This is a genomic window from Streptomyces tubercidicus (assembly GCF_027497495.1).
GTDB classification, from domain to species: Bacteria; Actinomycetota; Actinomycetes; order Streptomycetales; family Streptomycetaceae; genus Streptomyces; species Streptomyces tubercidicus.
This window is the reverse complement of record NZ_CP114205.1, coordinates 6921559-6947957: the sequence shown is the minus strand read 5'-3', so window position 1 is coordinate 6947957 and position 26399 is coordinate 6921559. Positions and strand designations below refer to the sequence as shown.

Sequence of the window (26399 nt, the reverse complement as noted above, 5' to 3'; positions counted from 1 at the left end):
TATCCAGGGAGTAACAGAACATGCCCACCTACCTGTCCCCCGGCGTCTATGTCGAGGAAGTCGCCAGCGGATCGCGGCCCATTGAAGGGGTCGGGACGTCGGTGGCGGCCTTTGTCGGTCTCGCTCCCACCGGTCCGCTGAATGAGCCGACCCTGGTGACGAACTGGTCCCAGTACGTGGCCGCCTTCGGGGAGTTCACGGACGGGTACTACCTCGCGCACTCCGTCTACGGGTTCTTCAACAACGGCGGCACGGCCGCGTATGTCGTACGGGTCGGCGGGACGGGCGACGGGGAGTCGCAGACCGCCGCCGCCCCGGAGGCGCCCAGGGCACTGACGGCCGGGGAGCCGGCCGCGCTCGGCGCCTTCCGGGTCTCGGCGATCACGGCCGGTTCCGCCGGCGGCGGGGCGCTCACCGTCGAGGTGCAGGACGTCGAGGGCGAGGGCAGCACCGACCGGTTCAAGCTGGTCGTCAAGGACGGCGACAAGGTCGTCGAGAGCTTCGACGTCAGCGCGAAGAAGAGCTCGCGGAACTACGTCGTCTCCCAGGTGAAGCAGCGCTCCAAGACGATCGTCATCGAAGAGGCCGTCCCGGCCGCGCAGTTGACGAAGCCGGACGCCCAGAACATCACGCTGGCCCCGCCCACCGCGGCGCCCGCCGCCCCCGCCGGGAACGGCACCGTCGACCGGATCGCGTCCGGCCAGTTCATCGGCGACTCCGCCGACCGCACCGGCTTCGGCGGCCTGGAGGCGCTCGACGAGGTCAACATGGTGGCCGCACCCGACCTGATGGCCGCCTACCAGCAGGGCCTGATCGACCTGGAGCAGGTCAAGGCCGTCCAGCTGGGCCTGGTCGCGCACTGTGAGCTGATGGGCGACCGGATGGCGATCCTGGACCCGCCGCCGGCGCTCAACGCCCGCGACATCCGTAAGTGGCGCCAGGAGGTCGCCGGCTACGACTCCCGCTACGCCGCGCTCTACTACCCGTGGATCAAGGCATTCGACCCGGCCACCGGCCAGACCCGCACCATCCCGCCGTCCGGGCACATGGCCGGCGTCTGGGCCCGTAACGACTCCGAGCGCGGCGTCCACAAGGCCCCGGCCAATGAGATCGTCCGCGGCGCCATCGACCTGGAGCTGCAGATCACCCGCGGCGAGCAGGATCTGCTCAACCCGGTCGGCGTGAACTGCATCCGGGCCTTCCCCGGACGCGGAATCCGGGTGTGGGGCGCACGGACCATGGCCTCCGATCCGGCCTGGCGCTACCTGAACGTGCGGCGCTACTTCAACTACCTGGAGGAGTCGATTCTCATCGGCACCCAGTGGGTGGTGTTCGAGCCGAACGACCAGGCGCTGTGGGCCCGTATCCGGCGCAACATCTCGGCGTTCCTGGTGAATGAGTGGCGCTCGGGCGCGCTCTTCGGGCAGCGGCCCGAGGACGCGTTCTATGTGAAGTGTGACGCGGAGACCAACCCTGTCGAGTCCGTCGACCTCGGCCGGGTCGTGTGTGAGATCGGCATCGCGCCGGTCAAGCCCGCCGAATTCGTGGTCTTCCGGCTGGCCCAGTTCTCGGGCGGCGGCGGTGAGCTGGAGGAGTAAAGCACAGCCACGGCCGGGCGCATCGCCCCGTCCTCCCTCTCATCCGTCACCCTTTTTCTTCTCACCACAGGAGTGAACCACCTTGTCCCTTCAGCCCGGTGATGCCCTCACCTCACACAATTTCGGCCTGCAGATCGACGGCGTGATGGTCGAATACCTGCAGGAGGTCAGCGGTCTGACCATGGAGCAGGACGTCATCGAATACCAGCAGGTCTCGGCGGACGGCAAGCCCGTCGTGAAGAAGATGCCCGGCACGAAGAAGGCCGGCGAATGCACCGTGACCCGCGGTATGACGCAGAGCGGTGCGTTCAGCGAGTGGATCAACAAGTCCATTGCGGGCGATATGGGTTCGGCCCGTAAGAACGCCACCATCATGATGATGGACTACCAGAACAACCCCGTGAAGCGTTACAACATGCGCAATGCGTGGTGCAGCAAGGTCGAGACCAGCGGGGTCAAGGCGGGCGACGCCGCCGCGCTGACCGAGCAGGTCACCATCGTCTTCGAAGAGCTGGTCATCGAGTAATGCGGCGCGAAGGCCCGGCGGGGGCGCAACAGCAACGCGAGCCGCTGCGTACGGAATTCGAGTTCGAGTTGCCGCGCGGATTCGTGGACGAGTCCGGCACCGTGCACCGAAACGGCGCGATGCGGCTCGCGACGGCACGGGATGAACTGATTCCGCTGCGGGATGTGCGGGTGCGCGAGAACCCGGCGTATCTGTCGGTCGTGCTGCTGGGCCGGGTCATCACCCGGCTCGGGACGCTGGCAACCGTGCACGACGGGACGGTGGAGAACATGTTCGCCTCCGACCTGGCCTTTCTGCAGGACTTCTACCGGCAGATCAATGCGGAGGGACACACGCGCGCAGCGGTGTCCTGCCCGCACTGCGAGGAGCCCTTCGAAGTGGAGCTGGCCGGGAGCCGCCTGGGGGAATCGTGACGTACGCGACCGGGCGTATCGAAGAGGAAGTCGCCTATCTCGCCTACCACTTCCACTGGGGCATCGACGACATCCTCGACCTCGAACACGCCGACCGGCGCGCGTACGTGTCACAGATCGCCGCCCTGGTGGAGCGGGCTGAAGGGAAGCAGTGACGGAGGATGGGGTTGTTCAGGTGGCGGCGGAGGCCGCGGGGTGCCGAGGGTACGCAGCCTGCGCAGGGGGCTGAGGCCGTGGCGGCTGCGGATGCGGCTGCCGGGGGCCCGGTCGGTGGTGGCGGTGACGGCGGCTGGTCCGCCCAGCCCCCCATCCAGCGGGTTCTGGCGACGCCGCGCACCGTCGCCGAGCCCGGCTTCGCCGCGTCGCTGAGCGCGCACCGCAACCCCTCCTTCGGCGGGGAGCTGGGGCATGACGTCCATGCCACGGCACCCGGTGGTGTGCTGCGCGATGCACTGGTCCCTGTCTCCGGGCGTCCTGCCGATCTCGGACTTCCGGTCTTGCGCCTTCCGGTGGCGGGGCGGGGGGATGAGGTACTGGAGGAGGGCGCGGGGGCGGGCTCCGGGTCGGCTGCTGGGCTGGGAGCGGGCTCCGCTGCCGGGCCGGGGGTGAGTGCGGGGCGGCGTGTGGGTGTGCGGCCGGGGGCGAGTGCGGGTACGGCTTCGGGTTCGGGTACGGGTACGGCTTCGGGTTCGGCGCGAAGTGCGGGTGCGGGGCCTGGGGCTGGAGCTGATGCGGGTCCGGGTGCGGGTGCGGGTGCGGTAGGTACCGCCACCCGGGGTGGGGCTGCTGTGCAGAGGGCGGCGGCGCCGGGTGCTTCGCGTGCCGAGGGCCGGGATGCCTCGCGTAGCCAGAGCCGTGACGTGGCACGTGGGGCACGTGGGGAGAGCCAGGGTACGGCGCGTGCGGAGAGCCAGGCTGTCGAACGTATGGAGAGCCAGGGTGCCGTACGTGCCGAGAGCCAGGGTGCCGTGCGTGCGGAAAAGCGAGGTGCGGCCCCTAGCGAGTCCCGGGAGGCGGCCCCCGTGCAGCGGGCGGCGGCGCCGGGTGCGTCGCGTATGCCGACGGCTGCCGCGCGTGCTCTTCGTCCGCCGGCTTCGGGAGGCGAGATGCCGTCGGCGACCTCGCGGGACGACGCGCCGAGCGCTGCTCCGGTCGTGGCGCCGGGCACGCCTCCGGTCGCCTCGGCGGGCGGGCCATCCGGCACACCAGCCGTCACCCGGTCCTCCACGCCGCCCGTTACCCCGTCCTCCAGGCCGTCCGTCAATCGGTCGGCCACGCCGTTCGGCACCCCGTCCTCCGCGCCTTCCGTCACCCCGTCGGCCACGCCGTCCGGCATGCCCTCTGCGATGTCAGCGGGCGACCAGCGGAAGGTGCAGCCGAGGTCAGCGGTGGCCGCACCGTCAGCCGGGGCTGATGGCGGGGTGCGTGGGGGTGGCACGGCCGTGCCCTCCTCCGGGGCCGTGCCCGCCTCCGAGGCCACGCCCAGTGCCACGGCCGAGACCGGTGGCGGAGGTGAGGCCGCTCGCTCCGCATCGCGTGGGGCGCGGTCCGCTGCCCTCCCCTCGGCCCTCCCCGTAGCCATGCCCGTACGGAAGGCCGTCGGCGCGCGGTCGCCGCTCACCTCGGCCGGCAAGGTCGCGATGCCGCCCCGTCAGCTGCGGCCAGCCACCTCGTCGCATACGGGGAGCAGCGATACCGCCCCCTCCCCCAGCCAGACGCCCTTGCAGCGCACCGAAGCACCAGCGCCGTCCACCACGGCGGCGGATCCGGAAGCGGCGCCTTCTGCCTCTCCCCCCTCAGCCCACGCCCCTGCCGCCGCACCGGCGCACGAGGGTGTGGCACCGGCCCCCGCCCCCGTACGCCCTGACACTCCCCACCGGGTCGTGCAGCGGCGCGCGGTTGGCCCACGACGGCCGCTCGCCCCAAAGCAGAGCGGCGGGCCGGAGACTGCCCCGACCACGGACGCCGCACCCGGCATCGGCCCGGCGTCAGCTGATGACTCAACCCCGTCGACTCCCGGCACGGCGCCACGCATGAGCCCTGCCCCGAAGTCACTGCCGGGGGCGCCGGCGTCCTCGCCAAGCACGCCTCCACGTACGGCCGCCGACACCAGCGATCACGCGGCCCCGGGCTCGGCCCCGAGCCCAGCCGTGAACCCGGCCGCAGGCGATGGCGACCGCACGCGTCGGCCGATCCAGCGAGCAGCTGAACAGGCTGCCCCTCAGCCCATGCGACGGTCGGCAGCAACAGGCCGTCAACGCCTGGGACTTGGCGCTCCGCTTGTCCAGAGCGCGGACGGCGACACCCCGGTCAAGGACGTTGCGGCCGAGGCACGGCCGGTCCGGCCTCCGGTCGACGGCGCCCGTACGCCGCCCCCTGGGCCTCCCTCGCGCCCCGCGATCCAACGGAAGCCGCTGATCGGCGCACCCACCGAATCCACCGCGATCCGTCGCGAGGACGCTGCTGCACCGACGCCTGCACAGCCGGCCGCACCGGCGTCTGCACGGACACCTGCCCCGACAGCGACACCGACGCAGACGCCAGCCCAATCGCCAGTCCCGACACCTGCTCCGGCCCCGGCCCCGGCCTCGGCCCCAACTCCGGCCCCGGCGCCGAGCCCAATCCCGGCCCCGCCCCAGGCCCAGGCCCAAGCCCAAGCACCAGTTCAGCGTTCCGCAATATCCCCCGAACGTCGGGCCTCCCCCGGCCCGTTGACGCCCACACGCACCCCGAAGAGCCGTACCTCGGAGACCCGTACGTCAGAGAGCCACCTGCCGACACCCAGTACACCGCAGCCCCACCCACATGAATCCCGTACGCCGGAGGCCCGTACGCCGGAACCCCCTAAGCCGCAAGCCCACCCGCAGGCACCCCCTGCGCCGACGGGCCAATCGCCGACAACCAGCACGCCCCGTCCTCCCACCACCGCGCCCGCCCCCGTTCGCCCCGCCACCCGCCGAGCGCCGCTCGCGTCCGCGCGTGCGCTGGGCCCCGGTGCCCTGCAACGGCCCACCGGGCACCGTGCGGAGACGGCCGGCCCCGCACCGGTGCAGCGCTCAAGCGCGCAGGGCGCATCCGCTGTCCCCCTGCGCCGGGCGCCAAGCGCTGCGAGCCCCGAGAGCCGCACTGCCACCACAGCGGGACCGCCAGCCCGACGAGCGGCGGCAGCCGTCCCAGCCGTGGCCCTGCAGAAACCGGCATCGGCTCCGGCACGTACACCGGGCACCTCGCCCACCGCGTCCCGCACGGTCCGGACCGCACCGGCCACGGCCCCCGGCATGCCCGCAGTGCGGCATGCGCCCGCCCCCTCTCCTCCCGGTGCCCCGGCGCCGGGACGGACACCGAGCCCTTCATCCATTCCGTCTCACACGGTCCGGACCGCACCGGCTGCCCCCGGCATGCCCGTAGTGCAGCGCAGCCGCACCGCTCCCGGCGCCCCGGCACCGACCCCGACTCCGGCCCCCCAGCCGCTCAGCTCAGCGGCCATGCCGTCACGATCACCGTCGCCCACACCCCCCGCGGCCCCCGCTCCGGCAAGCACCTCCCGCCCGCTCCAGCGCACCCCCAACTCCCCCACCACGTCCGCCAAATCCACCCCGGCTTCCCCCACGACCACCACCACGAACACGCCCGATACGGCTGCTACGACCACCCCAGCCACCCCCACCGACCCCACCACCACCGACCCCGCCGCCCTGGATGCCCTGGCCCGCCGCCTGGTAGCCCCCCTCTCCCGCCTGCTCCGCGCCGAGCTGCGCACCGACCGCGAACGCATCGGCCGCCTACGCGACCACGGCCGCTGACCCGCACCCACCCCATCCAGCCGCGTCACCCCACCCCCGCCCCCTCCGCGTCCCATCCCCACCCCAGCCGAAAGACCACCCACCATGCCCCAGGCCCAGGACCCCGGTTCCACCGTCTTCTTCAAGCTGACCATCGACGGCCAGGACCTCGGTCTGTTCAACGGCTGTGACGGGCTGGCCTCCGAGGTGGAGGTGGAGCAGCGGCAGGAGGGCGGCAACAACGGTTTCGTCTGGCAGTTGCCGACCCGCGTGACGTTCTCCACGATCCGGCTCACCCGTCCTCTCACCGCCGACACCGCCCGTGTGGCCGCCTGGATCTCGTCGCTCGCGACCGGCATCAGCCGGCCCACCGCGCAGATCGCCGCGCTCCGCGCCGACGGTTCGGTGGTCGCGCAGTGGGGGCTGGTGGAGGTGCTGCCGGTGCGCTGGCAGGGGCCGAGTCTGGACCCGGCGAGCCCGGGGGTGGCGACCGAGACGCTGGAGATCGCGCACCACGGTTTCACCGATGCGGGAGGTGCCTGAGGTGGCCGCCCCGACCGGCGGGAAGGCGGGCGCAAGCCTCGTACGGGCCGCCCTCGCGATCCATCAGCCCCCCACCGACCTCGGCGGCTCCATCGGCGGCCGGATCGGTGAGGTGGAGTTCCAGTTCAATCCGACCCAGTTGCAGCTCGGGCGGGAGGCGGAGTGGCACACCCAGGCAGCGGTGGCGTATACGCGGGGCGCGCCGCCCAAGTTCACCGGCACCCGGCCCGCGACGCTCCAGCTGGAGGTGTTCCTGGATGCCTCCGGCACGCCGAATTCCGGCAAGGTGCAGAAGCAGATCGAACTGCTGCTGTCCTGCTGTGAGGTGACGGCGCAGAGCGTCAATTCCAAGCGGCCGTCGCCGCCTTGGGTGCGGTTCTCCTGGGGGTCGTTCAACACGGTGCAGTTCGTGGCGTATGTGACGAGCGTCAGCGCCACCTACACCCTCTTCAACCCCACCGGCGAGCCGATCCGCGCCACCTGCACGCTGTCCCTGACCGAGGTGGCCATGCCCACCAAGGGGCAGAACCCCACCTCCGGTGCGCTCTCGGCACGCCGGATCCACCGCACGGTCGCGGGTGATTCGCTCGCCTCGCTGGCCTGGCGGGAGTACGGGGACGCGACCCGCTGGCGGGTGATCGCGGAGGCGAACGAGATCGACGATCCGATGCGGCTGCGGCCGGGCACCGAGCTGCTGCTGCCCGCCGCCGACGAAGAACATCCCGAGGGCCAGGCGCCGAGCCGTCCCGCGCACAGTCCCGCCGGCCATCCCACCAGCCAGGAGGCCGCCCGATGATCAGCGAGAGCATCCGATGAGTGAGAAGACGTACACCAGCGTCCTGTACGCCGAGATCGGCGGCACGCCGCTGCCCGACAAGCTCGCCGCCCTCCTCATCTCGGGCTGGGTGGACTCCAGCGTCAATGTGCCGTCCACTTTTGAGCTCACCTTCAGCGACTCGGGATCGGACATCCTGAAGACCTTCCCGAAGATCAAGGTCGGCGCGAAGGCGGTGCTGTCGCCGTTCACGGACGGGCGGCGCGGTAAGCCCATGCTGACCGGCGAGGTCACCGCGCTCGAAGTGGACGCGGACGCGAGCGGCAAGTACCTGGTCGTACGGGGCTATGACCCGGGGCACCGGCTGCTGCGCAACCGCCGCGTCGCGGGCTACCCCAATATGACCGCGAGCGACATCGTGCGCCGTCTCGCCGGCCTCAACAGGCTCTCCCTGGGCAAGGTGGAGGCCACCCGCACCGTCTACGAGCTGGCCACCCAGCCCAACATCACCGACTGGGACTTCCTGACCCGTCTCGCCCAGGAGAACGACGTCCATCTCTCCTTCGACCCGCAGGGCAAGCTGCAGTTCGGCAAGCTCGCCCCGGCCGCGTCGGCGCCCGCCGACAGCACTCCGGCCGCGCAGAGCCCGTACGTCCTGGAGTTCGGCCACAACGCGATGCACAGCCGGATCGCGGTCACCGCCGCCGGGCAGGTCAGCAAGGCGGGTGCGCGCGGCTGGGACATGCGGGCCAAGCGTGCGCTGTCCGCGCAGTCCCCGGCCACGACGAGCAAGGACATCGTCGCGGACATCACGCCCGCGACGCTCAGCAAGCCCTTCGGCCAGGCCGAACTGACCGCCACGGACACACCGTTCACCACCCAGGCCCAGGTCACCCATGCCGCGCGCGCCCTTGCCGACGATGTGGCGGGCTCCTTCGCGGAGCTGGAGGTGGCGGTCACCGGGAATCCGGACCTGAAGCCGGGCCTGCCCGTGGCGCTCAAGGGTGCCGGTTTTCCCTTCGAGGGGAAGTACACGGCGACCGGTGTCCGCCATGTCTTCGAGTCCGGGCGGCAGTTCACCAGCTGGCTGACCGTCTCGGGGCGGCAGTTCCGGTCGCTGTACGGGCTCGCGTCCGGTGGCGCGGAGGCGGCGCCGCCCATGCCGGGTGTGGCGATGGCGCTGGTCAGCAATGCCAAGGACCCGCTGCGGCTGGGCCGGGTCAGGCTGCGCTTCCCCTGGCTGTCGGACACGTACGAGAGCGACTGGTGCCGGGTCGCGCAGCTGGGCGGGGTGCGGGGCGGCGGGCTGATCCTGCCCGAGGTCGGCGACGAGGTGCTGTGCGCCTTCGACCGGGGTTCGCTGGAGCATCCGTACGTGCTGGCCGGGCTCTACAACGGCCGGGACAAGCCGACGCGGCAGACGGACGGCCTGCCCGCCGTCGACCCGACCAGCGGCCGGATCAACTGGCGCTCGCTGACCTCGCGCAGCGGTCACACGGTGGAGCTGGTGGACGCCAAGACCCGGATGAAGAGCGGCATCCGGCTGCAGACCGGCAACGGCCGGATGACCGTACACATGGACGAGGCGCGCACCAGCGTCACCATCCGCAGTGACGGTTCCGTCTCCATCACAGGGACCCGGAACGTGAGCATCAAGGCGGGCGGCAATCTGTCGCTGACCGCGGGCGGCTCGCTGACGATGAGCGCCGGCGGCGCGGTCGACATCAAGGCGGGCGCGAAGTTCGGTGTCGCGGCGGGTGGTGTGGCGGACATCAACGCGACCGGCGCCATCAGCCTCAAGTCGGCCGGCGCGGTGGCCGTCAACTCGGTCGGCGCGGTCTCCGTCAGCGCGGTCGGCGCGGTGGCCGTCAACGCGGGCGCCGCGGCGGCCATCAACTCACCGGCCACGGTCACGCTGAACGCACCGGCCGTGCTGCGCAACGGCATTCCCTTCTAGGGGCTTGAGGGAGTTGAGGGACATGCATCTCAAGGGGGTCACCGGACATGAGTGAACAGTTCGTCGGCGCGGGCTGGAGCTTCCCGCTGCGTACGGACGCGGGCGGCGGTATCGCGCTGGCCCGCCGCGAGCGCGAGATCGAGGAGTCGATCCGGCTCGTCCTCGCCACCGCGCCCGGTGAGCGGCCGATGCGGCCGGAGTTCGGCTGCGCCGTGCACGACATGGTCTTCGCTCCGGTCAACGAGGCGACGGCCGGGCGCATCCGCTACGAGGTGCGGTCCTCGCTCGACCGCTGGGAGCCGCGTATCGAGGTCCAGGACGTCGAGGTGAGCCCGGCGCCCGACGATCCGTCCGTGCTGTTCATCGATGTGCGCTACAGCGTCCGCGGCACCAACAACCCGCGCAGCCTCGTCTTCCCCTTCTATGTGATCCCGTCCACGGAATCCCCCGCCTCCGCGTCCTCTGCGTCGACCGAAAGCGAAGCCTGATGGCCCTGCCCGCACCCCATCTCGACGACCGTCGCTTTCAGCAGTTCGTCGACGACGCCAAGCGCTATATCCAGCAGCGCTGCCCCGAGTGGACCGATCACAATGTCTCGGACCCCGGGGTGACCCTGATCGAGGCCGTCGCCCATATGGCCGACCAGATCGTCTACCGGCTCAACCGGGTGCCGGAGAAGAACCATCTGGCCTTCCTCGATCTGCTGGGCGTCACCCTCTTCCCGCCCTCCGCCGCCCGCGCCGATGTCACCTTCTGGCTCTCCGCCCCGCAGCCCGAGCCGGTCGTACTGCCCGCCGGTACGGAGGTGGCCACCGGCCGGACCGAGACCGAGGAGGCGGTGGTCTTCGCCACCGAGGACGATCTGACCGTCGTGCCCTGCGAGCTGACCGCCGTACTGCGGCAGGAGGCGGGGACCACGCCCGAGGACTGTGGCCAGGACATCTTCGGCGGCCGCGATGTGGCCGTCTTCGCGGCCGCCCCGCAGCCGGGCGACACCCTCCTCTTCGGTCTGTCGGCGGCGGTGCCGCGGTGCGCGGCCGTACTGCAGCTGGACAGCCGGGTGGACGGTGTCGGCGTCGACCCGCGCCAGCCGCCGCTCCTCTGGGAGGCATGGACGGCCGACGGCTGGACGGAGTGCGAGGTCGCGGAGGACTCCACCGGCGGCCTCAACCGGCCCGGCGAGGTCGTACTGCACATCCCGGCCGGGCACACCGGCTCCCGGGTCGGCCGGACGGATGCCGCCTGGCTGCGCTGCCGGGTCGTCGAGGCCGCGGCCGGTCAGCCGTTCTACAGCGCCTCACCGACCGTACGGTCCGCCTCCGCGTTCACCATCGGGGGCACCACGGCGGTGGCACACGCCGTCGTGGTCCAGGACGAGCTGCTCGGCGAGTCCGCGGGCGTGCCCGGCCAGCGGATGCGTCTGGCGCACGCCCCCGTCGTCGCCGATCGTCCGCCGCTGCGGATGGAGGTCTCGGACGGGGACGGCTGGCAGGAGTGGCAGGTCGTCCCCGACTTCGCGTCCTCCGGCCCCGACGACCGGCACATCACGCTGGAGGAGGCGACCGGCGAGATCGCCTTCGGCCCTTCGGTGCGCCAACCGGACGGTTCGGTACGGCAGTTCGGAGCCGTACCCGTCAAGGGGTCGGTGATACGGGTCCCTCACTACCGCACCGGCGGCGGCCGTTCGGGCAATGTGGCGCGCGGTGCGATCCAGGCGCTGCGCAGCTCCATCCCATACGTGGCGCGGGTGGAGAACCGTGAGGCGGCGCGCGGCGGGGTCGACGGCGAGACGGTGCAGGAGGCTAAGGTCCGCGCGCCGATCACGCTGCGCGCGCAGGAGCGGGCCGTGACCGCCCGCGACTACGAGGAACTGGCGCGGCGGGCGGCCCCCGAGGCGGCCCGGATCGCCTGTCTCGCGGTCGATCCCGCCGAGCCCTCGACGGGCGCCGAGGCCGGACAGACCGGCCGGACCGGCGAGAACGCCGTACGGGTCCTGGTCGTCCCGCAGGCCGTCCCCGACCCCGGCGGCCGGCTCCGCTTCGAGCAGCTGGTGCCGGGTAAGGAACTCCTGGGCCGGGTCACGCAGTTCCTCGATGAGCGCCGCCCGGTGGGCACCCGCCTCGCGGTCGGCCCGCCCTTCTACCAAGGCGTCACGGTCGTCGCCACGCTGCACTCCTTCCGGGCGGCGCGGGCCGACCGGGTACGGGCCGAGGCCCTGGACGCGCTCTACGCCTACCTCGACCCGCTGACCGGTGGCGCCCATGGCGACGGCTGGCCCTTCGGCCGCCCGCTGCGCTCCGGTGAGATCTTCGCGGCCCTCCAGCGTGTCCCCGGCGTGGAACTCGTCGACGAGGTCCTGCTGCACCCCGCCGACCCGCTCACCGGCCGCCGCGGCGACGCCACCGACCGGATCGAACTCGCCCGCTCCGCGCTGCTGTTCCCCTTCGACCACCGCGTCCGTGTGATCGAGGCCCGATGAGGGGCACCCCCGCGGGGATGGCCTCCCCGCACCCACTGGGCGGACAGCTCCCCGCGGTCTACGCCGACGACGACTTCGCCCAGCGCTTCGTCGAGGGCCTCGATGTCGTCCTCGCGCCCCTGTTCAACGTCCTGGACTGCCTGGAGAGCTACTTCACGCCCGCCCTCGCCCCCGAGGACTTCGTCGACTGGCTGACCACCTGGGTCGGCACCGAACTCGACGGCACGGAACCGCTGGCCACCCGCCGGCGCGCGGTCGCCACGGCCGTCTCACTGCATCGCGTACGCGGCACCCGCCGCGGCCTGTCGGACGCCGTCCAACTGGCCTTCGGAGTACGCCCGGAGATCATCGAGAGCGGCGGCGCGACCTGGTCCGCGCGACCGCTCGGCGCCTTCCCGGGCTCGCCGTACCCCGGCCTGCGGGTGACCCTGCGGGTCCGCGACCCCGCCGCCGTCGACCCGCACCGTCTGCACGCCGTCGTCGCAGCGGCCTGCCCCGCGCACCTCCCCTTCGCGGCCGAGGTGACCCACCTGCTCACCCCTGAAGGAACCTGACCATGCCCACCAACCACACCACCTGCCCGGACTGCGGCGCTCCCGCCCCCCAGACGGAACAGTCCTTCTGCGATTCCTGCGGCGCCTTCCTGCGCTGGGACCGGCCGGTCCCGCCGTCGGCCCCGTCGGAGCGGGAGCGTACGGCTGCGGCGTCGTCCACGGCGGCCCAGGCCCCGGATGCCCGCGATCGGGACCGGGACCAGCCTGCACCGCACGACGCCACCGCTCCGGCCAACGCCCCGGCGACTCCGGCTTCCGCTCCCCTTCCCCCCGCTGCGCCTCCTGCGCCACCTGGTCATGTCTCTGCCCCGGGTCCCGGAACGGCCGAGGGCGATAGCTCCCCGTCAGGCGGCGTGCCGCAGCAGGGTGCCGAGGACCCGACCGCCCCGCTCCCGCCGGCCGCCCCGCACGACGGGGACGAGGGCCGGGGCCGGTCCGCCCAGGACAGCCAGGCCGGCCAGAGCGGCCCGTCCACCCCCCGCCCGGCCGGCGAACAGGGCATCTCGGAAACCGGTATCCGCGCCCTCCTGGTCCCCGTACCGGGCGCTAACGCCGCCCCGCCGCCCGAGACGCCCGGCGTGCTGCCGGGCCGTCCCGAGGCGGCCCGGCCCAAGGTCCGTACGCCGCAGGCGGCCCCCGAGCCCGAGAACGGCGCGCCCTGCCGGAGCTGTAGCGCGCTCAACGCTCCGGGCCGGTACTTCTGCCGTAGCTGCGCCATCCCCCTCGCCGAGCCCGCGGCCGAGACCGCCGAGGGCCCGTACGCCGGGCAGCGGCCGCGTCTGCACCGCAACCGCACCAAGTGGATCACCCGGGCGGTGGTGGCGGCGGTGATCGCGGCCGCCGTGGTCGGGGGAATCATCGGGGTTCCGCCGGCCGCGCGGGCCGTACAGGACCACTTCGCCAAGCGCGTCCCCGTACCCGCCAGCAAATGGAAGGCTTCGCACTCCGGCCCCGGCCACGATGCGAAGCTCGCCTTCGACACCTACTCCAACACCTGGTGGGGCACCGGCTATTCGGGCAACTCGAACGGCCAGTACCTGGAGGCCACCTTCGGCCAGCCCACCGACCTGCTCAACGTTCTGATCACCCCCGGCGCCTCGGCACGCCCCCCGCAGGCCGCCGACCCGGCCCGCCCACACGAGTTCGATCTGGTCGTGACCGACACCGCGGCCAAGCAGCACATCTGGCACCTCCGGATCAACGACGGCGGGGCGCAGAAGCTCGATGTGCCGGTACGGAACGCGATGAGCGTACGGCTGGTACTGCGCTCCGCATACGGCGCCACGGACGAGAAGCAAGTGGCCATCGCCGAGATGGAGTTCTTCAGCCGCTCGACGCGCTAGCCGACCGGGGGTGCGCGGCGCTCGGCGCACCCCCGCCAGCACCTCCATCACCGCCAGGGCCACCGCCACCGCCGCCCAGCGACGGGGGCAACCTGACCGGCATGCTGTTCCGTCTGACCCTGTATGACGCATTCAAGAGCGCGAGCCGGAGCAGGAGCGAGACCCGGTAGACGGCGGCAGCGGGTGAGCGCAGCCGGGACGGCCACCCTGCTGGTTGCCCTCAGCGGGGCGGTGGTTTCCTGTGACCCGGAGCCGTCCCAGAGGGCGGATAAGCAGTCACCAGCAGCGGCAACGCACTCCCAGGGCCGCCCGAAACTGCAGGTCAAGTACGCCATGAACACGTACTACCTCCCCCGGGCCGCGGGCAGCGAAGCCACCGAGTACAAACTCCACCTGGCAACGAGCAAGCCTTCCCCCGGCAGTGCCCCGCGGACCATCAAGAACGTCAAGGTGACCTTCGACCTGTCCGCCGTGAAGAACAAGGCGACGCTCTACTGGATCAACAACCACTACGGATGCAAACGCTCCGCCGACTCCCTGACCTGCACTCCGGGGGACATCAAAGAGGGCGCGGGCGCCGAGTTCACCCCGTTCGCCATAAGGCCCGAACCCCATGCGGGGAAGGGCCCGGCCGGCCCCCTGAAGATCACCGTGACCGGCGCCAACGCGTCCACCGCCCACCACACCACCCAACTGGTCATCGGTGCCCCAGTTCTGACGGCACGACAGCCCGAGAAGCTGACCGAGGTGAAGCCCGGCTCCGAGTTACCGCTCACCCCCGCCTTCGGTAACAACGGGGACACCGATATCGACGACGACCTCACCGTCGTCCTCAAGGCAGACCAGGCGACGCTCCGCAAGCAGTACCGCAACTGCCGTTACGACAAGGCCGCCGCGCCCACCAAGGCAGTGTGCACGTTCTCCGGGCCGCTGCCGGCCGGGGCGGCGTACGAGACCGACGGGCCGCTCACCGCCGTGACCGACAAGACAGCGAGGCGCGGTTCGATCTCCTACTCCGTATACCGGGCCCACGACACACAGGACGCCGAGCTGCTGCCCGACTCGGCCCCGCGGGGAACCGGCGCGCCGCTGGCGCTCCGCCCCGTCGACGGCAGCGGCAGCGCCTTCACCGACTCCGGTCACTGGAAAGCCGAAATGGCCAAGGGTGAGCTGGAGTTCGTCACCACCGAGATCCGTGACCGGCACGCCACGGGGTTCACCATCAAGGGCAAGGTGGGCCAGGTGGTCGACGTCGATGTACTGGGCTCGGACGCCCCCTACCAGGGCGCCACACGGCTGACCCTGCCCGAGGGCATGAGCCTGGAGGGCCCTCGCGACGGGGATCCGAGCGAATTCCTCTTCTGCACCTACGCCGAGGGCGATGACGGGCCGGTGGAGTGCCCCGAACCCAAGATGACCAGCCCGACCCTGCGGGTCCGCGTCGACAAGCGGGTCGAGGGCGCCCAGGGATCCATATCCGTAGCGTCCGATCCCAGCGACCCGGACCAGGACAACAACACCGCACCGATCAAGGTGGAGTACCTCGACTGAGGCTCAGCGGAGATCGGCTCCGGTCGTTCCGTGCTGTGTCGGACACAGCGACCGTCGGGGTGCGGAACGCCGGACGTATCGGCGCCGCGCCCCGCCTCAAGCCGAGCAGTTTTCGACCTGGCCCGGCAGCTTCCCGCCGACCAGATACCTGTCGACGGCGCGATCGGTGCAGGTGGACGGCGGGTCCGTGGCGTAGGCCGAGTGCCCGTGGCCCTTGCGTATGAGGAGCGAGCTGTGGGCCAACTGCCGGTGCACGGCCTGCGCGTTCGCGAGGGGGGTGACCGCATCGTCGGTGTACGACACCAGTAGCACCGGTGGCGCGCCGGGCGCCTTGACCGGCGCGGCCGCACCGGTGGGGGCGAGCGGCCACGTGGCGCAGTCGATCATCTGCCAGGCGAGGAAACGGCCGAAGAGCGGTGACTGCTTGGCGAACGCGTCGGCGGTGTTGAGCATCGCCTTGGGGGACTTCGGCGCGGACGGCGAGTCCAGGCAGAGCACCGCCGGCATGCTCACGGCCTCGTTTTCGTCGGCTTGCTTCTCCTGCGGCGTCGGCTCCTCGCCACCGCCCTCACCGGCCCCCGCGGCGTCAAGGCGATCAAAGCCGGACACGTCCCCGTCCAGAGCGGCCACCAGCGCCGTGGTCAGCTGCCGCCAGCTCACGTCGCCTGTCGCGGTCATTCTCAGATACATGGACAGGGCGGCGTCGTTGAATTCCTTGCCCTCGGCCCCGTGCAGCGGCTCCCGCGCCAGCCTCTGGGAGAACGAGGTCAGCGTGCGCAGAATCTCCCCGGTCGTGGCACCCAGCCGCGTGTCCCCGCGCGCGACGAGGTCATTGGCGTACCGGCGCACCGCGTCATCGGCGGTCTTCATATCGAGCCGGGCGACCTGCCGCATGTCGGCGGCGGGGTTGACGACGCCGTCGAGCACCATCCGGCCCACCTTGCCGGGGAACAGCTTCATGTACTGCTGGCCGAGGAAGGTTCCGTAGGAGACACCGGTGTAATTCAGCTTGGCGTCGCCCAGGACCGTACGCAGCACGTCCAGGTCGCGCGCGACGCTCACGCTGTCCATATGCGCGAGCACGGGTCCGCTCGCCTGCTGGCAGGCCCGGGCCTGCCTGGTCGCGTCGGCGAACGTCCGCTCGCCCTCCGATTCGGTACGCGGCGTGGCCTCGGGCCCCTCCGCCATCCCGTCGGGGCACTTGATCTGCCCGGAGCCGCCTATGCCTCGCGGGTCGAAGCCCACCAGGTCGTAACGGGCCCGAGCCTGCTCCCCCGCCGGCCAGTTTCCGCTGGCCACGTGGGCCGCACCGCCCGCGCCGGGCCCGCCGGGGTTGAAGAACAGCGACCCCAGCCGATGACGCTGATCCTTGGCCTGCACCCGCGACACCCGCAGGTTGACGGTCTTGCCGTCCGGCGCGGCGTAGTCGACAGGCACCTTCACCCAGCCGCACTGCGCACCGGGCAGGGCCTTGGCGGTGACGTCCGCGTCACAGTGCGTCCAGTGCACCTTCTGCTGCGTAAAGCGCGCGGGCAGCACCGGGACGGAAGCGTTCCTGGCCTTGGCATGGTCGGACTGAAGCGCTGCGGCACCGCCGGCGCCACCGACCGCCACCACCATCGTGGTAACGGCCAGCACACCGGCCGACAGGGCCTTGGATCGGCGGGCTAGGGGCATCGGCACTCTCGCTCTCTCACTGGTCGCCCGCGCAGCATGCGCACAGGCACCGCCGGCTCGCTGTAGGCCCCGTCACAGTTGCGTACGAAATTACGCATTGTCGATGGACGGTCGCATTTCCCCATATGGGGGGACGAGGTCATGGCCGGGCGCCGGAGCCGCCGCCCTGGAGCACAGTCGGCGAGGGGGCGAACTCATTGAGTGATAGCTCGCATCGGGCGCGGCCCGCCTCACGAGTCGACGACGATCACGAAAATCAGGCCCTCGCCAGTCCCCGGATTGGCCAACACCTGCGGTTCTGACCTCCTGACCCACTAGCTAGGGTGATCAGGAAGCGCAGCGGAGGCTTTGCAGCCAGCGGGAGGTAACAGGTGGGGCCATCCGATCCCCCGGCGATACGCGTGCCGGTCGGGGAAGGCTCCGATCGCTGGACCAGCCGGGCGACGCACCGCCGCGTCCTGTTCGTGGTGCATAACGTGGCCTCAGCCAGCCGTCTGCTGGACGTAGTTCCGTTGTTCCACGATGACTACCGGGTCCAACTGCTGATCACTTCAACGGGATCGTCCGCCTTTCAAGAGGGCATCCAGACTCTCCTTGGCGAGTTGGGTCTGCCGGTCCTGCCGTGGGAGCAGGCGCTGGTGACACCGGTAGACCTCGCCATCTCGGCCAGCTTCGGTGGTCAACTCCACGCAATTGACGGCAAGTTGGCCGTTTTGTCGCATGGCGTTGGATACACTAAAAAGCTGGCCAGGCCAGGCCAGGCCAGGCCAGGCCGGGAGCCGGGAGCCGGGAGCCGGGAGCCGACGTTCGGGTTGTCGTCCGAGTGGCTGCTGGCGGACGGGGAGCCGTTTGTCGACGGTCTCGTGCTGTCGCATCCGGAGCAGTTGGAGCGGCTGCGCCGGGTATGCCCCGAGGCGGTGAAGGCAGCGGTACTCGGCGGCGATCCCTGTTTCGATCGCATGCTGGCCGGCCGCGTTTACCGGGAGCGGTTCCGGCGGGCTCTGGGCGTGCGCCGCGGCCAGCGGCTGGTGGTGCTGAACTCGACCTGGAACCCGGAGGGTTTGTTCGGGAACGGCGGCGAACAGGACGTCCTGCCAAGCCTGCTCCCCCGGCTTGCCGCCGAATTGCCCGCAGACGACTACCGGCTGGCCGCGGTCCTGCATCCGAACATCTGGTACGGGCACGGGCCGGGGCAGATCCGTGCCTGGCTGGACCGGGCACGGCGCGGCGGGTTGAGCCTGATCGACCCCGTGCGCGGGTGGCGGCAGGCCCTTCTGGCGGCGGATGTCGTTCTGGGGGACTTCGGAGCGGTCTCGTACTACGCCGCGGCGCTGGGCACTCCCGTACTGCTGGCGGCCTCCGGGGAGGACAGACTGGACCCCGAGGCGCCGCTTGCGGCATTCGTCCGGGAGGCCCCGCGGCTCGACCCGCACGGCCCGTTGCGTGAGCAGCTGGTGGAGTTGCTGGCACGGCACCGGCCGCTCGCCGGTCCGGCGGAGTTCACCACCTCGGCCCCGGGAGCCTCCGCAGCACTCCTGCGGCGGCACTTCTACACGCTGCTGGACCTCCCCGAGCCCACCGCGCCCGCGCTCCTGGAGCCGCTCCCCTTGCCGCCGTACGATCCCCCACGGCGCACCCATCCGCTGGATGTCCGTACGCGCATCCGTGGCGCGGAAATCGTCGTCGAGCGCTCCGCGGGGCATCCCTACGACGCCGCCGGCGAGACGCACCGCTCCGTGCACGAGGACACCCTCGATCCCGGCGACCTGACGACGGCTGACGTGATCTGGCGGGACGGGCCGGCGGACGACCCCCGCCTGGGCAGCCCGGACCAGTGGACCGCGGAGGTGCTGCAGCGGCATCCGCACTGTTCTCTCGCGTCGTATGTGAGCGGGCCGGACCGGTGCACGGTGCGCACCCGGGACCTGGGTGTGCTCCGGCTGTCGGCAGGCCCGGGTGCCGATGCCGATCCGGCGGCGTATGCCTCCGCGCTGCACGCCTGGCTGGTGGACGGCGGTGCGGTGGCCCGTGACGGGACAACGCTCCGGGTACACGTGGCCGGTGGCGTGCACCCGGTCCATGTGCGGCCCGGCGACGGCCGCTGATCCTGTACAGCCCGGCGACGGCCGCTAATCCATGGCCTCGCAGCGCTGCCGCAGCCTCGCGAGGTACTCCAGGTGCGGGGTCGCCCGCTCCGGTGTGAGCAGGCGTTCGGCCTCGGCGATCTCGGCCAGCGCCGCGGTGTCGTCGCCCGCGGCGTGCAGTGTCTCCGCGAGGTCGGTGAGCACGCGGCCCAGGTTGTACGCCTCCCCTTGCTCTGCGAAGAAGTGCCGCGCACGCTCCAAGCGGGCGCGGGATTCCGCCAGTTGGCCCATGCCGCACAGCGCACGCCCCTGGTGGCGCTCGGCCAGGGCCAGGGCGCGGGGCAGATCGGCGGCGCCCTCCTCGTCGGGCCCGATCTGCCGGTACCGGGCCTCCGCCTCGACGAACTGCTCGTGCGCCGCCGGGTACTCCCACCGGTACAGCTGCAGCAGACCCAGCAGCTCCACCGACGACGCCTCGCCCCGGACGTGGCCCGCCGCGCGCTCAGAGGCGACGGCCCGCTGGGCCGCACGGTCGGCCTCGTCCCACCGCTGTAGTTCGCCGAGGCAGTGGGCGAGCTGGAAGTGGAGTCCGGCCGCCGTACGGGTATCCGGGTGCTGCTCGTCGGCGCACCGAGCCGCGGCCTGGAGGGCGGGGAGCACCTCGTCCCAGTGTCCGGCCTTCAGCTGGAGCGGCCACAGGGAGCGGGCCAGGCGAAGCGCCGTATCCACGTGTCCGTATTCCCGGGCTACGGAGACCGCCCGGATCACGTTCGCGGCCTCGGCCCGCAGCGCTGCCACACCCGCGGCCTCGTCGCCGTAAGGCGTCGCCTCTCCGGGGGCCGCCTCGACTCGCCAGCTGCGCGGCAGTGCGGCGTGTGCGGCGTACAGGGCACGGGTCAGCACATGGTCGAGCGCACGGGAGACCGCGGTGGCACACTCCGGGATTCCATGCTCCTGACCTGCGGCTTCTGACAGGAGGCGCTGTACCTCGGGCCGGAAGCGGTAGCGATCGTCATGCAGCGGCTCCACCAGCTGCGCGTCCACCGCTTCGGCCAGCATGCGGGCGCCTTCCTGCGCGCTCACGTTCGCGGCGGCCGCGGCCAGACCGGCATCGAAGGCAGGCCAGGCCCCCACCGCGGTCAGCCGACAGAGCCGCGCCGTCTGCGGGGCGAGCGCGCGGCACGCGGTCAGGACCATGCGCTGCACCGGAGAGTGCCCGGCAGGCCCGTCCGACGGGTCCGGGAGGGAGGGTTCCCCGGTCAGCAGGCTGATCGCCGCCGCTTTCAGGGCGAAGGCATTGCCCGCACAGCGGTCCAGCAGATCCGGCACCTGCGCCTTGGCACGGGCGACGTTCTCCGGGCCGGCCACCTTCTTGAGCAGCTTGACCGCGTCCCGGTCCGTCAGCTGCGGCACAGCGATACGCTCCGCCTCCAGAGCGAAGGCCGGACCGGAGGCGACCACCAGGAGGAACACCTCCGGGGCGGCGGGGATCAGGCGACGGACCTGCGCGAGGTGTGAAGCGTGGTCGATCACCACCAGCGCCTTGCGGCCGGCCGTCAGCTGCCGGTACAGCTCTTCGCGTCCGGCTTCGGTAGGAGGAATCCGCTCCGGTTCGACTCCCATCTTCTGCAAGAGACGCTGCAGGACAACCGTCGACGCCGGTGCGCTCCCCGCGGCCGCGTCACGGAGGTCGACATAGAACTGCCCATCGGGATACTGGGCGATCTGGGCAGCGCCCCAATACAGCGCCACCGCGGTGGTCCCGATGCCCGGCGGCCCGTACAGCAGGGCGACCCGTGGCCGCCCTGCCGCCGGCCGTCCGGCCTCCCGGGTCAGCTGCCTCAGTACCCGCTGACGGTCGGTGAAGTCCCTTGTGGACGGCGGCAGTCCGGCCCCTGGGCGCAGGAGCGGCGCGGGTTCGGGCAGGCCCTGCAGGAGTTCGGCCCACTCCCCGCTGTGCCGCCCCGCCTGGCTCAGCTGTGCGTGCAGCGCACGCGCCAGCACCTCACGCCCCTCCGAAGTCGCCGGCAGCGGTGCCTCGCGCCCCAGTGTCCTGCGCACCAGTGCCCCCGTGGACACGAGCGCCTGTTTGCCCATCTCTCCCGCGGCGCCATTTCCCACCGCGGTCAGGAATGCGGTGAGCGCCCCCACCGTCACGATCTCCAACACGCCAGCCCTCCCCTGGTCCCGTGGCCCGGTCCCTGGCCGGACTGTATCCCTGCCCCAGCAGCCCGGAGAAACAATCCGGCCCGCCGGAACCGCTGCTCGTGTGTGAGGACCGGGGCCGCCCTGAGCTGCTGCCGGTCCGCAGGACGAGGTCCGCGACCGTCCGCGAGCGGCACCCCACATCGGAACCCTGCCCTCCGATTTCGCATCCTTCCCACCGTGAATACACGAAAATTCCGGTCTGCGAGCTTCACTGCCATGACCGCTTCCCTCGCCCTGACCCTCGTGTACAGCGCCTCCCAGGCATCGGCGGCTCCCGCGGCCCCGCCGAAGCCCAGCGACGGCGCCAGTCTGACCAGCTATGCACTCGCCCCCGGCCTCCTCAAGATCACCACCTCGCCCCCCGGGAACCCGACACAGGTGCACGGCGTTCTCGGCATGCCCAAGGGGAAGGGACCGCACCCGGTCGTCGTCGTTATGCACGGCTCGCATCACAACTGCGCCTACTCCGATAAGCCGCCCTACTTCCCCCGTAAACCGGTCAAGGCTCAATGGCCCCTGGTCTGCGCCAAATCCGGCGATGCCAGCAACCCCAATCTCGGTCCTGACTACCTGCGCCATGACGTGGGTCTGTCACACGTCGTGCAGGCGCTGACCCGCAAGGGTTTCGCCGCCGTGTCCATCGACGTCGTCTCCCCGGAATCATGGTGGGCGGGTGAGACCGATCCGGAAAAGGGCTACACGGATCTGATCAACGCGCATCTGCGGCTGCTCTCCGATCTCAACAAGGGCATCAACCACGGTCTGAACATCCCGGACGTGAAGGGGCGGATCGACACCTCCCGCGTGGGGCTGGTCGGGCACAGCCGGGGCGGTGGCTACGTCCTGTCGCAGAAGGCTGCCAAGCGCGCCGGCCTCTTCGGTGTTGTGGCCCTTGAGCCCGCAATGCAGGCCGAGAAGGTGCCTCATAAGGTCCCCGTTCTCAATCTCCGCGGAGGGTGTGACGAGGAAGTCAGCCCGAGCGCCGGCCTGGACGATATGAAGGCACTCGCCAAGTCGGGCACGACGAAGGTCGCGGCGGACGTACTCCTCGCAGGTACGGGCCACCGGATGCTCAACACCAATCTCCCTCCGACGGACACGAAGGCGGGTGGGGTCGGGGACTGCCCGGCCTCCAAGGTGGCCAAACCGGCAGCCGCCCAGGCCCAGGCCGCTCAGATCACCGCTTCCTTCCTGGACCAGGCGCTGCACGGAGCGAAGTCCTACCAGCTCCCGGCACTCAAGGGCCTCAACCCGAAGGGGGGCAACCTGCGGAAGGGTGGCCCGGCCGTCACCTTCCACCAGGCCCCTCAACAGACCTTCACCAACCCTCATGCGATCCGCGAAGTCATATCGAAGCAGCGACTGCTGCCGGCGATTCCGAAGGACCTGCACGTGAACAAACGACCGGGCGATGACATCTGAGAGCCCGAACGGGAAACCCGGACAAGCCACTCCCGCACCACGGCTTGTCCGGGCTCCCCACAACACCCGGCCGACGCCCGCCACCCCACCGGGTGACGCCTCCCCCGCCGCCCCATCAGGTGCTGCCTCCCCCGGCCTCTCCCCCGGCGCAGAACCGAACCTGAAGACGGGGAACCTGCCCTCAGAGGTGACGAGTTTCGTCGGCCGCGGGTCGGAAGTGGCCGAAGCGCGGCGGTTGCTCGCCCGTACCAGGCTGCTCACGCTGACCGGTATGGGCGGTCTCGGCAAGACCCGGCTGGCGCTGCGTATTGCCGCCGAGGTCCGGAATTCGTTCCGGTACAGCGACACCGCCCCCGCCCGCCAACGGACACTGCACGCCGCCATCGACGGGAGTTACGAGCTGTGCACGCCGTCCGAGAGACGCTTGTGGGCTCATCTGTCGGTCTTCTCCGGGGGGTTCGATCTGGAGGCGGCAGAAGAGGTCTGCGCTCATGACGGCCTCTCCCCGGGGGAGTTGCTCGACGTGGTGACCGGGCTGGTGGACAAGTCGATCGTGACGCGCGAGGAGCACCACGGCCAGGTGCGTGCTGCGAGGGCCCGCCGACATGGCGAAGGCAGGGAGATGCCTCTCCCTGCCTCTCCTAACGTATAGCGCACCGGGGGCCTTGCGGCAAGGCCCGGGTGGTGCCGCAGAATCATCGGCCAAGGCCACAACCTGCGGAAACGGGGACATGACGTGCGTGTGTCGGCGACGTATGAGGGACGCGGTGGCGTCGAACCAGTGGGGGCGCCGGTGGATGCGACCGGCCAGTGCAGGGCAACGGGACACGACGGCGTCGGGGGCATCGCGATGATCGAGCAGTACGTGTGGGATCTTCACGAGGTTGACGAGACGCAGGTCGCGTTCGTCGGCGGCAAGGGCGCTCACCTGGGTGGGCTGTCACGGATCGACGGCATCCGCGTACCGGCCGGCTTCTGCGTCACGACGGACGCCTTCCGGCGGATCATGGCGGAAGCGCCGTCGATGGGCGATCTGCTCGATCGGCTGTCGCGACTCAGCCCCGACGACCGGGAGGCGATCCGCACGCTCAGCGCGGAGATCCGCCGGACCATCGAAGGGATCGCCATTCCGGACGATCTCGCGGCGACGATCACCCGCGCGCTCGCCCGGCTCGGCGCGCAGCCCGCCTGCGCCGTCCGGTCCAGCGCGACGGCGGAGGACCTGCCGACGGCCTCCTTCGCCGGCCAGCAGGACACCTACCTGAACGTCGTCGGGCCGACGGCGATCCTCCGGCACATCAGCCGGTGCTGGGCCTCGCTGTTCACCGAGCGGGCCGTGACCTACCGCCGGCGGAACGGCATCGACCACCGCACGGTCCACATGGCGGTGGTCGTGCAGCAGATGGTTTTCCCGCATGCGGCCGGGATCCTGTTCACGGCCGACCCCGTCACGGGCAACCGGAAGGCCGCCACCGTGGACGCCGGCTTCGGTCTCGGCGAGGCCCTGGTCTCCGGCCTGGTGAACCCGGACGTCTTCACGGTGCGGGACGGCGAAGTCGTCACGAGGGCGATCGCCGCCAAACAGCGTGCCGTGCACGCCCTGCCGGCCGGCGGCACCCAGGACATGGCGATCGACGCGCAGCGACAGAAGCAGCCGACGCTGACGGATGCGCAGGCCGTACGGCTCGTGCAGCTCGGGCGGCGGATCGAGGCACACTTCGGCCGCCCGCAGGACATCGAATGGTGCCTGGCTGACGACGGCTTCCAGATCGTCCAGAGCCGGCCGATCACGACGCTGTTCCCCATCCCCGAGACCGGCGACCAGGAGAATCACGTCTATGTCTCCGTCGGTCATCAGCAGATGATGACCGACCCCATGAAGCCCCTGGGACTCTCCCTGTGGCAGCTGACGGCCATGGTGCCGATGCACGAGGCCGGCGGAAGGCTGTTCGTCGACGTCACCCGGCGCCTGGCCTCGCCCTCGACCCGCGCCGGCCTCCTGGACCTCATCGGGAGAGGCGATCCGCTGATCAGGGACGCTCTGGAGACCATCCTCGACCGCGACGGTTTCGTCCCCTCACTCCCGGACACGGCTCCCGCCGGACCACCGGCCGGCGGCCCGCCCGCCCCGATCGAGACCGATCCGGCCCTCGTCACCGAACTGATCGAGCGCAGCCGGACGTCCATCGCCGCCCTGGAACGCGATATCCGGACGAAGACCGGACCGGCGCTGTTCGACTTCCTGCTGACGGCCTTCGAGGAGCACAAGCGAGTCCTCAGTGATCCGCTGAGCATGCAGGCGATCATGGCGGGGATGGAGGCCACGTGGTGGCTCAACGACACGCTGTACGAGTGGCTGGGTGAGAAGAACGCGGCCGACACGCTCACGCTGTCCGCCCCCGACAACGTCACCTCGGAGATGGGACTGGCGCTGCTCGACGTCGCGGACGTGATCCGCCCGCATCCGGAGGTGGTGGCGTTCCTCCAGGGCGCCGAGCACGCCGAGGGCACGGCCTTCCTGGACGACCTGGCGAAGCTCACGGGCGGGACCGAGGCGCGCGACGCCATCGAGTCCTACCTCGACCGGTACGGCATGCGCTGCGTCGGCGAGATCGACATCACCAGGCCACGCTGGCGCGAGCGCCCCAGCACGCTGGTGCCCGTGCTCCTCGACAACATCAGGCTCTTCGAGCCGGGCACCTCCGAGCGACGCTTCGAGCAGGGTCGGCAGAAGGCGCAGCAGAAGGAACAGGACGTGCTGGCACGCCTGCGTGCCCTGCCGGACGGGGAGCGGAAGGCCGACGAGGCCAAGCGGATGATCGACCGGGTCCGCACCTTCATCGGATACCGGGAGTACCCCAAGTACGACATCGTCACCCGCTACTTCGTCTACCGGCAGGCCCTGCTCAAAGAGGCCGATCGCCTCGTGCAGGCCAAGGTGCTCCCCGACAAAGAGAGCATCTTCTACCTCACGTTCCAGGAACTCCACGACGTCGTGCGCACGCACCAGGTGGACCACCAGCTCATCCAGCAGCGCAAGGACGCGTTCCGCTCGTACCACGCGCTCACACCGCCCCGCGTGCTCACCTCGGACGGCGAGGCCGTCAGCGGCGCCTACCGGCGCGACGATGTGCCGGCCGGCGCCCTGACCGGCCTCCCGGTCTCCGCCGGAACGATCGAGGGCAGGGCCCGCGTCATCCTCGACATGGCGGAAGCCGACCTCGAAGCGGGCGACATCCTGGTCACGACCTTCACGGACCCCAGCTGGTCGCCCCTGTTCGTCGGAATCGCGGGCCTGGTGACGGAGGTGGGCGGCCTGATGACCCACGGCGCAGTGATCGCCCGCGAGTACGGCCTGCCGGCCGTCGTGGGCGTGGACCAGGCCACCCGGCTGATCCGGGACGGCCAGCGAATCCGCGTCCACGGAACCGACGGGTACGTCGAGATCCTGTCGTGACCGACCACTGAGACGTTGCGAACCGCACGG

At 71.1% G+C, this 26399-nt stretch carries 20 protein-coding genes; 17 read left to right on the top strand and 3 right to left on the bottom strand.

Annotated elements, in window-relative coordinates:
• Positions 1-20 precede the first annotated feature (20 nt).
• The 4 genes from STRTU_RS30360 to STRTU_RS30345 all read left to right on the top strand — a co-directional run bounded on the left by STRTU_RS30360 (position 21) and on the right by STRTU_RS30345 (position 2692).
• Positions 21-1598: a phage tail sheath family protein gene (locus tag STRTU_RS30360; RefSeq protein ID WP_159748105.1), complete on the top strand. Its 1578-nt coding sequence runs from the start codon at positions 21-23 to the stop codon at positions 1596-1598.
• A gap of 82 nt (positions 1599-1680) precedes the next feature.
• The gene (locus STRTU_RS30355; protein ID WP_018087540.1) at positions 1681-2124 is read left to right on the top strand and encodes a phage tail protein; all 444 of its coding nucleotides are present in this window, start codon (positions 1681-1683) and stop codon (positions 2122-2124) included.
• Entirely contained in the window at positions 2124-2537 is a 414-nt protein-coding gene (locus tag STRTU_RS30350; protein WP_159748103.1) for a hypothetical protein, read from the top strand. The genes STRTU_RS30355 and STRTU_RS30350 overlap by 1 nt, the downstream gene beginning before the upstream one ends.
• On the top strand, positions 2534-2692 hold the full coding sequence (locus STRTU_RS30345; RefSeq protein ID WP_085927347.1) for a DUF6760 family protein: 159 nt from the start codon (positions 2534-2536) through the stop codon (positions 2690-2692). The genes STRTU_RS30350 and STRTU_RS30345 overlap by 4 nt, the downstream gene beginning before the upstream one ends.
• Before the next feature lie 3209 nt (positions 2693-5901).
• Here the strand turns inward: STRTU_RS30345 and STRTU_RS30340 are convergent.
• Positions 5902-6024, bottom strand: coding sequence for a hypothetical protein (locus STRTU_RS30340; RefSeq protein WP_269777407.1), 123 nt, complete (start codon positions 6022-6024; stop codon positions 5902-5904).
• On the opposite strand from STRTU_RS30340, the gene STRTU_RS30335 reads away from it, so the two are divergent.
• From STRTU_RS30335 to STRTU_RS30295, 9 genes are all read left to right on the top strand, one after another.
• Positions 6023-6340 (top strand): hypothetical protein, encoded by a 318-nt coding sequence (locus tag STRTU_RS30335; protein ID WP_159748101.1) that lies wholly within the window; start codon positions 6023-6025, stop codon positions 6338-6340. The two genes, STRTU_RS30340 and STRTU_RS30335, sit on opposite strands and share 2 nt — an antisense overlap.
• An 84-nt stretch (positions 6341-6424) precedes the next feature.
• Positions 6425-6862 (top strand): phage tail protein, encoded by a 438-nt coding sequence (locus tag STRTU_RS30330; RefSeq protein ID WP_159748099.1) that lies wholly within the window; start codon positions 6425-6427, stop codon positions 6860-6862.
• Positions 6846-7658 (top strand): CIS tube protein, encoded by an 813-nt coding sequence (locus STRTU_RS30325; RefSeq protein ID WP_159748097.1) that lies wholly within the window; start codon positions 6846-6848, stop codon positions 7656-7658. Before STRTU_RS30330 ends, STRTU_RS30325 begins: the two co-directional genes overlap by 17 nt.
• A gap of 16 nt (positions 7659-7674) precedes the next feature.
• Entirely contained in the window at positions 7675-9594 is a 1920-nt protein-coding gene (locus STRTU_RS30320) for a VgrG-related protein (RefSeq protein WP_159748095.1), read from the top strand.
• 47 nt (positions 9595-9641) lie between these two features.
• A complete protein-coding gene (locus tag STRTU_RS30315; protein ID WP_159748093.1) occupies positions 9642-10082 on the top strand; it encodes a GPW/gp25 family protein in 441 nt (146 codons plus the stop codon).
• Positions 10082-12073, top strand: a complete 1992-nt coding sequence (locus STRTU_RS30310) for a putative baseplate assembly protein (RefSeq protein ID WP_159748091.1) — start codon at positions 10082-10084, stop codon at positions 12071-12073. The genes STRTU_RS30315 and STRTU_RS30310 overlap by 1 nt, the downstream gene beginning before the upstream one ends.
• Positions 12070-12627: a phage tail protein gene (locus STRTU_RS30305; protein WP_159748089.1), complete on the top strand. Its 558-nt coding sequence runs from the start codon at positions 12070-12072 to the stop codon at positions 12625-12627. Before STRTU_RS30310 ends, STRTU_RS30305 begins: the two co-directional genes overlap by 4 nt.
• Before the next feature lie 353 nt (positions 12628-12980).
• Positions 12981-13970 (top strand): NADase-type glycan-binding domain-containing protein, encoded by a 990-nt coding sequence (locus STRTU_RS30300; protein ID WP_246241523.1) that lies wholly within the window; start codon positions 12981-12983, stop codon positions 13968-13970.
• Positions 13971-14303: 333 nt separating this feature from the next.
• Entirely contained in the window at positions 14304-15521 is a 1218-nt protein-coding gene (locus STRTU_RS30295; protein ID WP_159748087.1) for a hypothetical protein, read from the top strand.
• A gap of 96 nt (positions 15522-15617) precedes the next feature.
• On the opposite strand, the gene STRTU_RS30290 is transcribed toward STRTU_RS30295, so the two are convergent.
• Entirely contained in the window at positions 15618-17198 is a 1581-nt protein-coding gene (locus STRTU_RS30290) for an alpha/beta hydrolase (protein WP_159748085.1), read from the bottom strand.
• Between the two features lie 812 nt (positions 17199-18010).
• Between STRTU_RS30290 and STRTU_RS30285 the strand changes: the two genes are divergently transcribed.
• Complete coding sequence (locus STRTU_RS30285) at positions 18011-19303, top strand: hypothetical protein (protein ID WP_159748083.1); 1293 nt, start codon at positions 18011-18013, stop codon at positions 19301-19303.
• A 24-nt stretch (positions 19304-19327) separates the two neighbouring features.
• On the opposite strand, the gene STRTU_RS30280 is transcribed toward STRTU_RS30285, so the two are convergent.
• Entirely contained in the window at positions 19328-21451 is a 2124-nt protein-coding gene (locus STRTU_RS30280) for an ATP-binding protein (RefSeq protein WP_159748081.1), read from the bottom strand.
• Between the two features lie 255 nt (positions 21452-21706).
• On the opposite strand from STRTU_RS30280, the gene STRTU_RS30275 reads away from it, so the two are divergent.
• The 3 genes from STRTU_RS30275 to rph all read left to right on the top strand — a co-directional run bounded on the left by STRTU_RS30275 (position 21707) and on the right by rph (position 26369).
• A complete protein-coding gene (locus STRTU_RS30275) occupies positions 21707-22912 on the top strand; it encodes a dienelactone hydrolase family protein (RefSeq protein ID WP_159748079.1) in 1206 nt (401 codons plus the stop codon).
• A 187-nt stretch (positions 22913-23099) separates the two neighbouring features.
• On the top strand, positions 23100-23564 hold the full coding sequence (locus STRTU_RS30270; protein WP_159748077.1) for a hypothetical protein: 465 nt from the start codon (positions 23100-23102) through the stop codon (positions 23562-23564).
• A gap of 198 nt (positions 23565-23762) precedes the next feature.
• Positions 23763-26369, top strand: a complete 2607-nt coding sequence (gene rph, locus STRTU_RS30265; protein WP_159748075.1) for a rifamycin-inactivating phosphotransferase — start codon at positions 23763-23765, stop codon at positions 26367-26369.
• Positions 26370-26399 lie beyond the last annotated feature (30 nt).